This is a genomic window from Paraburkholderia sp. (assembly GCF_028283785.1).
Lineage (GTDB): Bacteria > Pseudomonadota > Gammaproteobacteria > Burkholderiales > Burkholderiaceae > Paraburkholderia.
Map to the genome: position 1 here is coordinate 79173 of NZ_JAPWKB010000001.1, position 15175 is coordinate 94347.

General features: G+C 63.5%; 14 protein-coding genes and 1 pseudogene. 10 read left to right on the plus strand and 5 right to left on the minus strand.

Translation table 11 applies throughout. The features are described from left to right. Positions 1-4: 4 nt before the first annotated feature. Together cyoE and PW947_RS00415 are read left to right on the plus strand one after the other, a co-directional pair. Positions 5-910, plus strand: a complete 906-nt coding sequence (gene cyoE, locus PW947_RS00410) for a heme o synthase (RefSeq protein WP_299628627.1) — start codon at positions 5-7, stop codon at positions 908-910. Positions 911-914: 4 nt separating this feature from the next. Next, the gene (locus PW947_RS00415) at positions 915-1532 is read left to right on the plus strand and encodes an SCO family protein (RefSeq protein ID WP_299628629.1); all 618 of its coding nucleotides are present in this window, start codon (positions 915-917) and stop codon (positions 1530-1532) included. 7 nt (positions 1533-1539) lie between these two features. On the opposite strand, the gene PW947_RS00420 is transcribed toward PW947_RS00415, so the two are convergent. Further along, on the minus strand, positions 1540-1707 hold the full coding sequence (locus PW947_RS00420) for a hypothetical protein (RefSeq protein ID WP_299628631.1): 168 nt from the start codon (positions 1705-1707) through the stop codon (positions 1540-1542). Between the two features lie 158 nt (positions 1708-1865). Here PW947_RS00420 and PW947_RS00425 point away from each other — a divergent pair, with 158 nt between their 5' ends. Continuing rightward, on the plus strand, positions 1866-2678 hold the full coding sequence (locus tag PW947_RS00425; protein ID WP_299628633.1) for a MetQ/NlpA family ABC transporter substrate-binding protein: 813 nt from the start codon (positions 1866-1868) through the stop codon (positions 2676-2678). A gap of 82 nt (positions 2679-2760) precedes the next feature. On the opposite strand, the gene PW947_RS00430 is transcribed toward PW947_RS00425, so the two are convergent. Then, complete coding sequence (locus tag PW947_RS00430) at positions 2761-3699, minus strand: bifunctional helix-turn-helix transcriptional regulator/GNAT family N-acetyltransferase (protein WP_299628635.1); 939 nt, start codon at positions 3697-3699, stop codon at positions 2761-2763. Between the two features lie 380 nt (positions 3700-4079). Here PW947_RS00430 and PW947_RS00435 point away from each other — a divergent pair, with 380 nt between their 5' ends. The 5 genes from PW947_RS00435 to nagE all read left to right on the plus strand — a co-directional run bounded on the left by PW947_RS00435 (position 4080) and on the right by nagE (position 11484). Next, positions 4080-4814 (plus strand): GntR family transcriptional regulator, encoded by a 735-nt coding sequence (locus PW947_RS00435; RefSeq protein ID WP_299628637.1) that lies wholly within the window; start codon positions 4080-4082, stop codon positions 4812-4814. A 73-nt stretch (positions 4815-4887) separates the two neighbouring features. After that, positions 4888-5991 carry an N-acetylglucosamine-6-phosphate deacetylase gene (gene nagA, locus PW947_RS00440; protein WP_299628639.1) on the plus strand — a complete coding sequence of 368 codons (1104 nt, stop codon included), beginning with the start codon at positions 4888-4890 and terminating at the stop codon, positions 5989-5991. Next, positions 5984-6991, plus strand: a complete 1008-nt coding sequence (locus PW947_RS00445; RefSeq protein ID WP_299628656.1) for an SIS domain-containing protein — start codon at positions 5984-5986, stop codon at positions 6989-6991. Before nagA ends, PW947_RS00445 begins: the two co-directional genes overlap by 8 nt. A gap of 38 nt (positions 6992-7029) precedes the next feature. Next, positions 7030-9588, plus strand: coding sequence for a phosphoenolpyruvate--protein phosphotransferase (gene ptsP, locus PW947_RS00450; RefSeq protein ID WP_299628640.1), 2559 nt, complete (start codon positions 7030-7032; stop codon positions 9586-9588). A gap of 84 nt (positions 9589-9672) precedes the next feature. Further along, on the plus strand, positions 9673-11484 hold the full coding sequence (gene nagE, locus PW947_RS00455) for an N-acetylglucosamine-specific PTS transporter subunit IIBC (protein ID WP_299628642.1): 1812 nt from the start codon (positions 9673-9675) through the stop codon (positions 11482-11484). Here nagE and PW947_RS00460 read toward each other — a convergent pair. Together PW947_RS00460 and rpoH are read right to left on the minus strand one after the other, a co-directional pair. Then, a complete protein-coding gene (locus tag PW947_RS00460; RefSeq protein ID WP_299628644.1) occupies positions 11424-11663 on the minus strand; it encodes a hypothetical protein in 240 nt (79 codons plus the stop codon). The two genes, nagE and PW947_RS00460, sit on opposite strands and share 61 nt — an antisense overlap. Before the next feature lie 43 nt (positions 11664-11706). Then, the gene (rpoH, locus tag PW947_RS00465) at positions 11707-12642 is read right to left on the minus strand and encodes an RNA polymerase sigma factor RpoH (RefSeq protein ID WP_299628646.1); all 936 of its coding nucleotides are present in this window, start codon (positions 12640-12642) and stop codon (positions 11707-11709) included. Between the two features lie 371 nt (positions 12643-13013). Between rpoH and PW947_RS00470 the strand changes: the two genes are divergently transcribed. Together PW947_RS00470 and PW947_RS00475 are read left to right on the plus strand one after the other, a co-directional pair. Beyond that, positions 13014-13577 (plus strand): acyloxyacyl hydrolase, encoded by a 564-nt coding sequence (locus PW947_RS00470; protein ID WP_299628648.1) that lies wholly within the window; start codon positions 13014-13016, stop codon positions 13575-13577. A gap of 45 nt (positions 13578-13622) precedes the next feature. Next, positions 13623-14006, plus strand: coding sequence for a nuclear transport factor 2 family protein (locus tag PW947_RS00475; protein WP_299628650.1), 384 nt, complete (start codon positions 13623-13625; stop codon positions 14004-14006). Positions 14007-14202: 196 nt separating this feature from the next. Here PW947_RS00475 and PW947_RS00480 read toward each other — a convergent pair. Beyond that, positions 14203-15175 (minus strand): annotated as a pseudogene (locus PW947_RS00480) (2-isopropylmalate synthase); the annotation flags it as partial.

Below are 15175 nucleotides of genomic sequence, written 5' to 3' on the forward strand. Positions count from 1 at the left end.
CCCCATGGACAGCACAACTATCCCTCGTTCTCCCGGTAACCGGATTTCCCAATATATCGCGCTGACCAAGCCGCGCGTCACGCAACTGGCCGTATTTTGCGCGGTCATCGGCATGTTCCTCGCCACACCCGGCATGGTCCCGTGGACCGTGCTGATCGGCGGCACGGTCGGTATCTGGTTGCTGGCCGGCGCCGCATTCGCGATCAACTGCCTCGTCGAGCAAAAAGTCGATGCGCTGATGCGTCGTACCGCGTGGCGTCCGTCCGCGCGCGGCGAAATCACCACGTCGCAAATCCTGCTGTTTTCCGCGGTGCTCGGCGCGCTCGGCATGTGGACGCTCTACACGTTCACCAACGCGCTGACCATGTGGCTGACCATCGCCACGTTCGTCGGTTACGCGGTGATCTACACGCTGTTGCTGAAGCCGGCCACGCCGCAGAACATCGTGATCGGCGGCGCGTCGGGCGCGATGCCGCCGGCGCTCGGCTGGGCGGCTGTGACGGGTCATGTGCCCGGCGACGCGTGGATTCTCGTGCTGATCATCTTCGTATGGACGCCGCCGCATTTCTGGGCGCTTGCGTTGTATCGCCGTAAAGACTACGAGGCGTCGGGCTTGCCGATGCTGCCGAACACGCACGGCGAGGCGTACACGCGCCTGCATATCCTGCTGTACTCGGTGATCCTCTACGCGGTCACGATGATGCCGTTCATCTCCGGGATGAGCGGGCTCGTGTATCTGGTGGCGGCCGTGCTGCTCGGCGCCGTGTTCCTCGCGTATGCGTGGAAAATCTACCGCGAATATTCCGACACGCTCGCCCGGGCGATGTTTCGTTATTCGATCGTCTATCTGTCGCTGCTGTTTGCCGCGCTGCTGATCGACCACTACACGCGCGCCCTGATCGGCGTGTAAAAAAATGCTCACAAACAGGCTTGCGCGCGTCGCGCGCATCGCCCTGACGGCCTGCGCGCTCGGCGGCGCGGTGCTGATCTCGGGGTGCGGGAAGCAGTCGCCGTCGTTCACGAATCTGGACATCACCGGCAACACGCAATTCGCGAGCGATTTCGCGCTGCCGGACACGAACGGCAAGATCCGCACGATGGCGGATTACAAAGGCAAGGTCGTGGTGCTGTTTTTCGGCTACACGCATTGTCCGGACGTGTGTCCGACGACGATGGCCGAGTTGTCGCAAGCGCTGCAGGAACTCGGTCCGGATAACGCGAAACGCGTTCAGGTGCTGTTCGTCACGGTCGACCCGGAACGCGACACGCCGCAAATCCTCGCGCAGTACGCACCCGCCTTCAATCCGACCTTTATCGGTCTGCGCCCCGCCGACGAAGCCCAGCTGAAAAAGGTCACGAAGGATTTCCGCGTCTACTACGCGAAAGTGCCGGGCAAGACGCCCAACAGCTACACGATGGACCACACGGCCGCGAGCTACGTGTTCGATCCCGACGGCAAGCTGCGGCTGTTCGCCCGCGACGGGCAGGGCGCCGAACCGTGGGTCCACGACTTCAAACTGCTGTTCGACTGAGCGCCGTTCAAAGCGGCATCGGCAGATTCAGGCCCGGCGCCAGCCGGGTCGCCTTGAATTCCATCACCTCATATCGCACGAGATTCTGCTGGGCGAACGGATCGCTGGCGAGAATCGCGTCGAGCCGTTCGCGCTCGATCCGGATCGCGAGAATCACGCCGCCGTCGCGCGGCACTTTTGGTCCAGGCGCGCCCCGCGCATACCCATATGCGATCCCTGTATTTCACTTCGCGTCAGACGTATGAGACCATTTAAGGTCCAGTTGACGACACAGTCCGTCGCCAGCTTTTTATCGTCTGATACCGATCAGAAAAGCAAGAAAGCGAGAATCACATGCAGCGCAGAACTATCCTCAAAGCTCTTTCGGCAGTCGTCGCATCCGCAGCACTCGTCGCCAGCTTCGGCGCGCACGCCGACGACAAGGTCATCAAGGTCGGCACCGTCAGCGGTCCCGATGCGCAAGTCTGGGCCGTGGTCCAGAAAGTTGCGAAACGCGAAGGCCTGAACATCAAGGTCATCGAATTCAACGATTACGTGCAGCCGAACGCCGCGCTCGACGCCGGCGATCTCGACGCGAACAGCTTCCAGCATCAGCCGTATCTCGACAGCCAGGTCAAGCAACGCGGCTACAAGCTCGTCAGCGCCGGTCTGACATATATCTCGCCGCTCGGCATTTACTCGAAGAAACTGAAGTCGCTAAAAGACCTGCCGCAAGGCGCGAAGGTCGCTGTGCCGAACGATCCGTCGAATGAAAACCGTGCGCTGCTGCTGTTGCAATCGCAAGGCGTGATCAAGCTGAAGGCTGGCGCAGGCGCCAACGGCAACAACGCCACGCCGCTGGATGTCACCGACAATCCGAAGAAGGTGAAGCTGGTCGAACTCGACGCCGCGCAGATTCCGCGCTCGCTGGCCGACGTCGACGCCGCCGCGATCAACACGAACTACGCGCTGGCCGCGAACCTGCAGCCCACTAAAGACGCTATCGCGCTGGAAGACGTGCACAGCCCGTACGCGAACCTGATCGCCGTGCGCGCGCAGGACAAGGACAAGCCGTGGGTCAAGAAGCTGGTCGCCGCGTACCAGTCGGAAGACGTTCGCCAGTTCCTGAAAGACCAGTTCAAGGGATCGATGGTGCCTTCGTTCTGATCGAACGCCGGACGTCGATAAAAAACGCCGTGGCATGCCACGGCGTTTTTTTATCAGCAAGATTTGAAGCGCGACGTGTGCGTTACGCGTGCATCTCGCGTTCCCAGCTTTCGATCGCCAGATCGTGGCCGTAACGATGTTCCTCGACGCTCGCGGCCTGAGCGAAACCCGCGCGCGACGCCAGCCGCCGGGCTTCCAGCAAGACCGACGCGACCGGCATTTTCAGCGTCGCGTAGCCCGCGTCTTTCGCGAAGCGCACGCATTCGGCCACCAGCTTTTCACCGACGCCGAGCTTGCGCACTTCCGGCTCGACGTATAGCAACAGGATTTGCGCGTCGTTGCCGTCGGGCAAGGCTGTCAGCAGCGCCGAGCCGACCAGCGCGCCGTCCTGTTCCGCGATCCAGCAGGTTTCGCGCTGCGCGTCGCCGCGCTGCGCGAGGTCCGCGACCGTCTGCGCCAGCATGCCTTCGAACGATTGATCCCAGCCGTATTCGGCCGCAAAGAGTTGCGCCTGACGATGCACGATCCAGCCGTATTCGCCCGCCCGCGGCGCACGCAACGTGACGATGCTCGGCGACGCGCGCCGGTCGTCGAGCAGCCGCTCCACCAGCTTCATCGCGGCGATCAACTGCTCCTGCGCGCCCGGTTGAAGGCGTTCGAGCACGTTGCACACTTCTTCGGTGGCGGCGACGTCGAGCGGCGAGTACGCGTCGCGCCCCGAGTCTGTCAGCGAAATTAGCGATTGCCGCGCGTCGCTGTCGGACGGACGGCGTGAGATCAGTCCACGCCGCTCGAAGCTTGTCAGAAGACGGCTCAGATATCCGCTGTCCAGGCCGAGGTTGCGCGCCAGGGTCGCCGCCGTCTGCGTGCGTTCGCGCGACAGCTCCTGCAGCACGCGCACTTCCGTCAGCGAGAACGCGCTCTTGTGCAGATGTTCGTGCAGCGCGCCGATGTGCCGCGTGTAAAAGCGGTTGAAATGGCGGACGGCCTCTGCGTTCTGCCGGGCAACGGGATCGATCAACGCGACGCCTCCCAAAATTGTTTTATATAACCCGCCACTATATTTGATGGGCCGGTTTGCACAAGTAAAACCTACCGTCCACGCCGCCGCACTGGTACTAGACAGGTATCGACAATCCAGACCACTGTTCCCGAACTTGCATCGGCGGTTGCATACCAGTGGCACTTCGTCGACGTTCAGACTATCTTGAATACGGGTAAATCCTGATCTTCGATTTGTACCTCAAAGGCCCTCCAGAATTCGCTGAAAGGCCCAGCCATCAAGGCTTTGAGACGCCTTTCACCACCATAGAACCACTCCGTTGACTGGTATTATGGTGGTTATATAATGGGCTCTCAAATTATCCCAAGCCGTCCTCACTTAACGGTCGCCGGAGCCCCATGGAAACTCGCTGGTCCGCACTGATGCCTGACGCCCGCAACGTCACGCCGCTCTATCTGCAACTCGCACGTAACCTGGCCACGGCGATCCATTGCGGCGTGTGGTCGGCGGGCGAGGCGTTGCCGTCGGAGCGCACGTTGTCCGATTCGATCGGCGTATCGCGGATCACCGCGCGCAAGGCGATCGAGTTGCTGGTCGAACAGGGTTTGATCCGGCGCTCTCGTGGGGCGGGCAGTTTCATCACGCCGCGCGTCGAAGATCCGCTGTCGCGGCTCACCGGCTTCACGAAAAAGATGGAACAGCGCGGCTTTCGCCCGGATTCCGTGTGGCTCGAACGCGGCGAGCGCGCGGCGAACCGCGAGGAGATCGTTCATCTGGGCTTGTCGCCCGGCGCGACGGTGACGAGCTTGCGTCGCTTGCGGCGCGCCGACGGCATCGTGATGGCGGTCGAGCATTCCGCGTTGCCGGCGTCGATCGTCCCGGATCCGCAGGCGATCGGCGTGTCGCTCTACAGCTATCTGGAACAGCGCGGCATGGCCGTGGTACGCGCATTGCAGCATTTCAGGGCAGTGAACGCGAGCACCGAAATCGCTGCGCTGATGGACATCGAGCCGCGCGAAGCGCTGCTGATGATCACGCGGATCGGCTATAGCGCCGACCAGCGCGCGATCGAACTCACCGACACCTATTGCCGCGACGACTACTACGATTTCGTCGCCGAATTGCGCTGCTGATCGCGAGCCTGCGCTCGCGTCCGACGCGGCGTCCGTCGTCACATAAAAGATTCAGGCATCCCCAGAGAGACACATGCTGACCGGAAATATTCTCACCACCGATGGGTGGATTCACGGCACGCTCGAAGTCGAAAACGGCCGCATCACCGCGCTCGACGGTGACCGTGTCGATCCTGCCACCAACGACGCGCCGTACATCCTGCCCGGCTTCATCGATCTGCATGTGCACGGCGGCGGCGGCGCGGATGTGATGGAGGGCGGCGATGTGATCGAAACCATCACCCGCACGCACGCACGTTTCGGCACGACCAGCCTGCTCGCGACGACCATGACCGCGCCGCGCGACGAACTGATGACCGTCGTCGCGCAACTCGGCAATCTCGCGAAGACACGCACGCCGGGCGGCGCACGCGTGCTCGGCGTGCATCTCGAAGGGCCGTATATCAATCCCGGCAAACTCGGCGCGCAACCCGACGCGGCCGTGTCGGCGGTGCTCGACGAAGTGCTCACGTATCTGTCCATCGCGCCGATCCGCGTGGTCACGCTCGCGCCGGAAATCGCCGGTCATATGGACGTGATCTCGGAAATGGCGGCGCGCGGTGTGCGCGTGCAGCTCGGTCATTCGCTCGGCACGTACGACGACGCGGTCGCCGCGCTGAAACACGGCGCGTGCGGTTTCACGCATCTGTTCAACGCGATGTCGCCGCTGCATCACCGCAATCCCGGCCTCGTCGGCGCGGCGCTCGCGCATGCGGAATTCGCCGAAATCATTCCCGATCTGCTGCACGTCCATCCGGGCGCGATTCGCGCGGCATTGCGTGCGATTCCGCGTCTGTACGTCGTGACCGACAGCACGGCGGCCACCGGCATGCCGGACGGCGAATATCGCCTCGGCAGCCAGCACGTCACCAAGTGTCTGGGCGGCGTTCGCCTCGCCGACGGCACGCTCGCCGGCAGCACGCTGACGATGGATCAGGCGCTGCGCAATCTCGTCTCGATCGGCTTGCCGATCGCCGATGTATCAAACCGTATGTCGCGCTACGCCGCCGACTATCTCGGCCTCGAAGACCGTGGCCGCCTTGCGCGCGGCGCGTGGGCCGATGTCGTCGTGTTCGATCGTGAACTGGCGTTGAGCGCAACCTACGTCGAAGGAGAATCGATTGTCGAATATGCTTAAAGAAGCGTTGGCCTCGGCCGACGTCGTCGCGGCGCAACTCGCCGATTGTGCGCACATCGAAGCGCTGGCCCGCGTGTTGTCCGCGCAACCGCGCCACGTCGCGTTGACGGTCGCGCGCGGCAGCTCCGATCACGCGGCGAGTTATTTCGCCAGCCTGACGATGAGTCGGATCGGCGTGCCGGTCGCGTCGTTGCCGATGTCGGTCGCGACGTTGCAACAGGCGCCGCTGAAGGTCAGCGGACAGCTCGCGCTCGCGTTCTCCCAATCCGGCAAAAGCCCCGATCTGATCGGCACGATGGCCGCGCTGCGCGATGCCGGCGCGCTGACCGTCGCCGCCGTCAACGCACCCGATTCGCCGCTCGAACACGCATGCGAATGGCATCTGCCGCTCGTCGCCGGTCCGGAGATCAGCGTCGCCGCCACCAAGAGCTATATCGCGATGCTGTCGCTGTCGGCGTTGCTGGTCGCGCACTGGCAACAGGACAACGGCTTGCTCGCTGCACTCGAAACCTTGCCGTCGGCGCTGCGGCACGCGGGTTCGCTGGACTGGAGCCCGGCCGTCCAAGAACTGCGCGGCGTCGAGCGGATGATCGTGATCGGCCGCGGGCTGGGTCTTGCGATTGCGCAGGAAGCGGCGCTGAAGCTGAAGGAAACCTCGGGCATTCAGGCCGAGGCGTTTTCGAGCGCGGAAGTGCGGCACGGTCCGATGGAACTGATCGACCGCGACTATCCGCTGCTGGTTTTCGCGCCGCGCGGGCCCGAGCAGGCCGGTTTGCTGCAACTCGCGCGCGATATGCGGGCGCGCGGCGCTCGGGTGCTGCTCGCCGCGCCGTCGGACGTTGCAGAGGCCACGCTGCCGCTCGCCACCACCGATCATCCGGCGCTCGATCCGATTGCCGCGATCCTTTCCTTTTATGTGATGGCAGCGGGGCTCGCCGCCGCTCGCGGACGCAATCCCGATGCGCCCCGCCATCTGAATAAAGTCACCGAAACTCACTGAACGAGATGCAGATGCGACGTGTCGAGGAGTCCCGCCTGATGAGCCCGTCCCAAGGCCATATTGTTTTGCTCGCGCCATTGACCGGCCCGGTCGTGCCGCTCGCGAGCGTGCCCGACCCGGTGTTTTCGGGCGGCATGTTCGGCGATGGAATCGGTATCGATCCGCTCGCGGGCGTGCTGGTCGCGCCGTGCGACGGCACGCTCACGCATCTCGCGCGCACCGGTCACGCGCTGACCCTCGCGACGCCCGACGGCGCGGAAATCCTGCTGCACATCGGCATCGATACGGTCGAGCTGAACGGCAAGGGTTTTGCGCCGATGGTCGAGCAGGGCGCGCAAGTGCGTGCCGGCGACGTGCTGATCGAGTTCGATCAGGATCAGATCGCGTGTCACGCGCCGAGTCTGGTGTCGGTGATCGCGATCGCGAATTCCGACGCATTCGAGATTGTCGAGCGCGTGCAAGGCGGCACGGTCAAGGCTGGTGAAACGCCGCTGCTGGTGTTGCGCCCGCGTGCCGGTGCGGCGGCGCAAGCGTCGCGGGAATCCGTCAACGTCGAGGCGGAAGCGCGTCGCTCGGTGACGCTGGCGCATGCGGGCGGTCTGCACGCGCGTCCGGCGGCGCGCGTGCGCGAAGCCGCGCGCGGCTTCGAGGCGCGCGTCGAATTGCGCTACGAAGGACGCAAGTCGGCGGTCGAAAGCGTGGTCGGGTTGCTGGGACTCGGCGCGGGTCAGGGCACGGTGATCGAGATCGTCGCGATCGGTGCGCAGGCGGCGGACGCGGTCGAAGCCGTCGCGCTCGAACTGCTGCGCGAGGCGCACGGCGAAGCGGAAGAGAAACCGGCGCGTCGCGGTTCGCCCGCGCCGCAAGCTGTCGTGCGTACGGCGGGCGAGCCGCTGGCGGCGAACACGCTGGCCGGCGTGTGCGCCGCGCCCGGCGTCGCGGTCGGCACGCTGGTTCGTTGGGACGATGCGGATATCGATCCGCCCGAACTCGCGACGGCCACGTCGTCGGCGGAAAGCCGCGCGCTCGACAAGGCGCTGGCGAGCGTCGATGCCGAATTGAATACGACGGTTCGCGACGCGTCGCAACGCGGTGCGCACGGCGAGGCGGGCATTTTTGCGGTACATCGCGTGTTGCTCGAAGATCCGGCGCTGCTCGACGCGGCTCGCGATCTGATCAGCCTCGGCAAGAGCGCGGGCTTTGCGTGGCGCGAGTCGATTCGCGCGCAAATCGCCGTGCTCACGCAAATCGACGACGCGCTGCTGGCCGAACGCGCCGCGGATTTGCGCGACCTCGAAAAGCGCGTGTTGCGCGCGCTCGGTTATTCGAATGCGGCGGCGCGCGCGCTGCCGGAAGAAGCCGTGCTGGCCGCCGACGAATTCACGCCGTCCGATCTGTCCACGCTCGACCGGTCGCGCGTCACGGCGCTGGTGATGTCGCGAGGCGGCGCAACCTCGCACGCAGCGATTCTCGCGCGTCAGGCGGGCATTCCGGCGCTGGTCGCCGTGGGCGACGCGCTGCACGCAATCGCGGACGGCACGCAAGTCGTCGTGAACGCGACTAACGGCCGAATCGAATTCGCGCCGACGCAGCAGGACCTCGAACGTGCGCGCGGCGAACGCTCGCGGCTCGCCGGTATGGCCGAGGCCAATCTGCGCACGTCGCAGCAAGCCGCTGTGACGTCGGATGGACGCGCGATCGAAGTCGCCGCGAATATCGCCACGCTCGACGACGCGACGATCGCCGTCGACAACGGCGCCGACGCGATCGGTTTGTTGCGCACGGAACTGCTGTTTATTCACCGTCCGCAAGCGCCGAGCGTCGACGAGCATCGTCAGAGCTATCAGGCGATCGCCGATGCGCTGGGCGGACGCACCGCAATCATCCGCACGCTCGATGTCGGCGCGGACAAGGAAGTGGATTATCTGACGCTGCCGCCGGAGACCAATCCGGCGCTCGGCTTGCGCGGCATTCGCCTCGCGCAGGTGCGTCCGGATCTGCTCGACGACCAGTTGCGCGGGCTGCTCGCGGTGAAGCCGTTCGGCGCCGTGCGCATCCTGCTGCCGATGGTCACCGATGTGGCCGAACTGATTCATCTGCGCAAGCGTATCGACGAATTCGCGCGTGAAATGGGTCGCACGGAAAAGATCGAAGTGGGCGTGATGATCGAAGTGCCGTCGGCGGCACTGCTGGCCGATCAACTCGCGAAGCACGCCGATTTCCTGTCGATCGGCACCAACGATCTGACGCAATACACGCTCGCAATGGACCGTTGCCAACCCGATCTCGCCGCGCAATCCGACGGCCTGCATCCGGCCGTGCTGCGGCTGATTTCGGCCACGGTGCAAGGCGCGGAACGGCACGGCAAATGGGTCGGCGTATGCGGCGCACTGGCTGGCGATCCGCTTGCCGCGCCGTTGCTGATCGGCCTGGGTGTGACCGAACTGTCGGTCGATCCGGGTTCGGTGCCGGGCATCAAGGCGCGCGTGCGCAATCTCGATTATCAGCTGTGCCGTCAACGAGCCCAGGATGCGCTGGCGCTCGAATCGGCGCAGGCGGTAAGAGCGGCAAGCCGCGAAACCTGGCCGCTCGACTGAGCGCGGCCATCAGGTCATCGCGACGGTTCGCTCAACACAAACCTCACGCTACAACAACCAACGAGACGAAGGATTGGAGTCGACATGGATGGGAATCCGTTTGTAAAAATACAGGCGCTCGGCCGCGCGTTGATGCTGCCGATTGCCGTGCTGCCCGTTGCCGGGCTGCTGCTGCGCCTCGGCCAGCCCGATGTGTTCAACATCAAGATGATCGCCGACGCGGGCGGTGCGATTTTCGACAACCTGCCGCTGCTGTTCGCGATCGGCGTGGCGGTCGGCTTCGCGAAAGACAATAACGGCGTGGCGGCGCTGGCGGGCGCGATCGGCTATCTGATCGAAATCGCGGTGATGAAGGACATCAACGACAAGCTCAACATGGGCGTGCTGTCGGGGATCATCGCCGGGGTTGTCGCGGGCATGCTGTACAACCGCTACAAGGACATCAAGCTGCCCGATTACCTCGCGTTCTTCGGAGGGAAACGCTTCGTGCCGATTGTCACGGGCGTGGTCTGTCTGATACTCGGGATCGTGTTCGGCTACGTGTGGCAGCCGATCCAGGCCGTGATCGACATGGCTGGCCAATGGCTGACTACGGCCGGCGCGATCGGCGCGTTCGTGTTCGGCTTCCTGAACCGTCTGTTGCTGGTGACGGGCCTGCATCACATCCTGAATTCGCTTGCGTGGTTCGTGTTCGGCACGTTCACGCCGCCGGGCGGCGGCGCGGCGGTGACGGGCGATCTGCATCGCTTTTTCGCGGGCGATCCGACCGCAGGCACTTTCATGACCGGCTTCTTCCCGGTGATGATGTTCGGCCTGCCGGCCGCGTGCCTCGCGATGTTCCACGAGGCGCCGAAAGAGCGGCGAGCGGTGGTCGGCGGCCTGCTGTTTTCGATGGCGTTGACGTCGTTGCTGACGGGCGTGACCGAGCCGATCGAGTTCAGCTTCATGTTCCTCGCGCCGGTGCTGTACCTGATCCACGCGGTGTTGACGGGCTTGTCGCTGGCGATCTGCTCGGCGCTCGGCATTCACCTCGGCTTCACGTTTTCGGCGGGTGCGATCGATTACGTGCTGAATTACGGTCTGTCGAAAAACGGCTGGATGGCGATCCCGATCGGCATCGTCTATGCGGTCGTGTACTACGGGCTGTTCCGCTTCTTTATCCGCAAATTCAACATGGCGACACCGGGCCGCGAACCGGCGTCGGCCGATGCTGACGGCGCGCAAACGGCGGGCGGATTCGCGACGCCGGTGGCCGGTCTGGCAGCGGTCGGCGGTGTCGCGGGTGCGGCGGCGTCGCGGGCGGTGCGCTATATCGCGGCGCTTGGCGGCGCGGCAAACCTGACGACGGTGGATGCGTGCACGACGCGTTTGCGTCTGCAGGTGGTCGATTCGGCGAAGGTGTCGGAACCGGAACTGAAAACGATCGGCGCGCGCGGCGTGATCAAGCGCGGCATGACCGGCGTGCAGGTCATCATCGGACCGGAAGCGGACATGATCGCCGACGAAATCCGCGGCACCATCGCGCAAGGCGGCGCGACCCAGGCAGCGGTCGCGCCTGTGACGGCCGCAGCCCCGGCAGCGCCTCAACCGGCGACGGCGAGCGCAACCGCAACGTCCTCCACCGGCGCAGGTCCGCTCGATCCCGATCCGATCCGCTGGCTCGCGGTATTCGGCGGCGCGGGCAACGTGGCGTCGCTGAATGCGGTGGCCGCGACGCGTCTGCGCGTTGTCGTTCACGATGCGTCGGCGGTGGATCGCGCGCGTCTCGACTCGCTCGATGTCGCATGGGTGTCGCCGCAGACGTTCCATGTGGTCGTCGGTGAGTCGGCGCAGCGTTACGCGCAGCAGTTGTCGACGCGTCTCGCCACGCCCGGCGCGACGCCGGTGCCGGCTTGATTGCGTGACTCGCGCTCACGCTGGCTGACTGTGCGTTCGTCGGCGTGAAAAGTTAAAAGCCCGCCCTGAGCGATCAGGCGGGCTTTTTTCATGGCGCGGCGCACATCGCGCACCGGCCCGCGCAACCAGACGAAAAAAAGCCCCGCGATCTTTCGACAGCGGGGCTTTTTGCGTGTCATGCACCGGGGTTCGTGAAGACCCAACCGGCGCATGCCGCGATAGTTACGCGTATTCGTTCAACGCGCTGCGCATCTTTTTCATGGCGCTCGCTTCGATCTGACGAATGCGTTCGGCCGACACACCGAACTCGTCGGCGAGTTCGTGCAGCGTCGAGCCGCCCGAACCGTCGTCTTCGACCTGCAACCAGCGCGCCTCGATAATGCGGCGGCTGCGGGCGTCGAGCGCTTCCAGCGCGCTGGCGATACCGTCCGTTTGCAGGCGGTCGCGTTGACGCGCGGCCATCACGGCGGTCGGCTCGTTGTGCGAGTCGGCCAGATACGCGATCGGGGCGAAGGCTTCCTCACCGTCTTCCACCTGGCCTTCGAGCGCGATATCGCCGCCCGACAACCGGGTTTCCATTTCCGAGACTTCCTCGCGCTTCACGTTCAGCTCTTTCGCGAGGCCTTCCACCTCTTCAGGCGTGAACGCCTGAAAGCCCTGTTTGTGGCTGCGCAGATTGAAGAACAGCTTGCGCTGCGCCTTGGTGGTGGCGACCTTCACCATCCGCCAGTTGCGCAGGATGTACTCGTGAATCTCAGCCTTGATCCAGTGCATCGCGTACGACACCAGACGCACGTTCTGCTCCGGGTCGAAGCGCTTCACGGCCTTCATCAGACCAATGTTGCCTTCCTGGATCAAGTCGGCATGCGGCAAGCCGTAGCCGAGGTAATTACGGGCGATCGATACAACCAGCCGAAGGTGCGACAGCACCATGCGGCGCGCCGATTCAAGATTGGCCTGCTCACGGAATTCCGTCGCGAACTGGCGCTCTTCTGCGGGCGTCAGCATCGGGATCCGGTTCACGGCCTGAATGTACGCATCGATATTGCCCAACTGGCCGGGCAGCAGCGACGATTGCGAGAGCGCCAGTGCACCTGCCGAAGCGGCCTTAGCCGACGACGGGCTCAGAGTACTTCGAAGGGTCATTGCGTTGCTCACGTAGAAAACTCCTTTTTCGGAATCAGACAAAAGCTCAAATAGATAACGACTCCAGCGTGCGATGTTAGCACTCTGCATTTCCGAGTGCTAATACTTGGAGTCCACTTAGGGCTTTAAGTTCCCGTTTTCCTATCGGGTCCGGTGTTTCAATAGTATTGTACGCACGGGAAACTTAATCCTTTCTTAAGACGTAGAATTTACTTGGAAGCTACTAGAAAGGTCTCGGAATGACCAACTTTTGCTCGATTTGCAGCAAGTAATTGCAAAAAATATCCTTTTTCCATACAGTCTGTTACGCGAAGATTCTGTATCGAATTTAGAAGCAATCGTCGGAATTGTGTTCACGGATAGGGAACGACAACGGGTGCTCGATGGAAAAGAAAAAGAAATCCTGGCGCGTCGCGGCACTTGCCGCTGTCTTCGCTACCGCAACCTTGCCACTGCCGAGCGTCGCGCGCGCTGACCAGTTCGGCGTGCAGGTCGCGGGCGGCATGGCCGACCACCACGTCAACAAGCTCGATCTCGCCGCGGTTTGGGATCCGGGGCTGAACTGGTGGTACATCGGCGACTGGCATTTCACGGTGGTCGGCGAAGGGCACGTGTCCTGGTGGCACACCAGCGAAGGCAACGTCCACGAAAACATCGGCGAAGTCGGTTTGACGCCGGTGCTTCGCTTTATCAAGGGCTCGGGCTGGTTCCGTCCATATTTCGAAGCGGGTGTCGGCGTGCGCCTGCTGACGAGTCCGACCATCTCGACCAGCTACAAACTGTCCACCGCATTCCAGTTCGCCGATATGGTGGGCGTGGGCGCACAGTTCGGTTCGCATCAGCAATACCAGGCCGGTTACCGGTTCCAGCATCTTTCCAACGCCAGTATCAAAGAGCCGAATCCTGGTATAAATTTCAGCCAGCTATATTTGCAATATAACTTCTGACGACCGCGGCTGCCGTTGAGCTCGCCGGTGCAAGGGGGCTGAGCAATGGCGGCAAAAATCATCGAAGCGATCCGCGGCCTCGAGCGCGACCGCTTTCGGGCGATGGTCGACGGCAACGGTCCGCTGCTGGACTCGCTGATCTCCGAACACGTCAGCTACGTTCATACGAACGGCAAACGTGAGACGAAGCAGCAGTTCATCGACGGCATCGCGGCGGGACGGCGCCGGTATCGTCAGATCGAGATTCAGTCGCAAGACGTGCTGCCGGCCGGGCGTGAGACGTATATCGTCACGGGCCGCGCGCTGATCGAGATGGAAGCGAATAACGGCGCGTTGCTGTTCCCGATCGCCTACACCGCGATTCACGCGCAGGAAGACGGTCATTGGCGATTGCTCGCGTGGCAGGCGACCCGATGCGCGATCGAATAGCCGCCACAAACCGCACACGCCGGATCAACCCCAAAACGCACGCGTTCAACGCGTGCGTTGTCGTTTTCGGCGCTGCATTCAGCGCCGATCCATCAGATGGTCAGACGGTTTCGAGCGCGTCTTCGCGGGTATTTTCGGCGTCCGTTCCGACCGTCGATACCGCGTGCTGCGTGCCGTTCACGCTGTCGGTTTCCGGCCGACTCTCCACACGAATCACCGCGCCGTATTCGCACGAGCGGCCGATGTCCGCCGGATCGACCGGCAGATACGGCACTTGCCAGACCGCATCCGCGCGTTGCTGCGCGAAGCCTTTGCGGATCGCCGCCTGATGCTCGATCGACGGCGTGCTGAACGCGAGTTCACCCGCATACGGATGCCGCGGATGCACGGCAATCCGGTTGCACGATTCGACGACGCGACGCACCGCGTCCATGTCCGAAAAATCGAGACCGGGATCGATGCCTTGCGTGTACAGGTTCATCGCGAGCGTCACGAGATCGACATTGCCGGTGCGCTCGCCGTTGCCGAACAGACAGCCCTCGACGCGATCCGCACCCGCCAGCAACGCCATTTCGGCTGCGGCGACGGCCGTGCCGCGATCGTTATGCGGATGCACCGACAGTACGATGCAGTCGCGATATGCGAGATTGCGGTCCATCCATTCGATCTGATCCGCGAACACGTTCGGCGTGGCGGCCTCGACGGTTGCGGGCAGGTTCACGATCATCTTGTGGTCGCGCGTGGGACGCCAGGTTTGCACCACCGCGTCGCACACTTCGCGCGCGAACGTCAGCTCGGTCATGCTGAACGTCTCCGGCGAATACTGATAGATCCAGTCCGTGTCGGGCCGTTGCCGCGCGTGTTCCTTGATGATGCGCGTGCCTTCGACGGCGAGCGCCTTGATCTGATCGCGGTTCTGGTTGAACACGATCTTGCGGAACGACGGACACAGCGCGCTATACAGATGCACGATCGCGCGCGGCACGCCTTGCAACGCGTCGAACGTGCGCGCGATCAGGTCTTCACGCGACTGCACCAGCACTTCGATGGTGACGTCGTCGGGAATGCGTTTTTCGTCGATCAGCTTGCGAACGAAATCGAAGTCGGTCTGCGATGCCGACGGGAAACCGACTTCGATTTCCTTGAACCCGATCGCGACCAGCATCTCG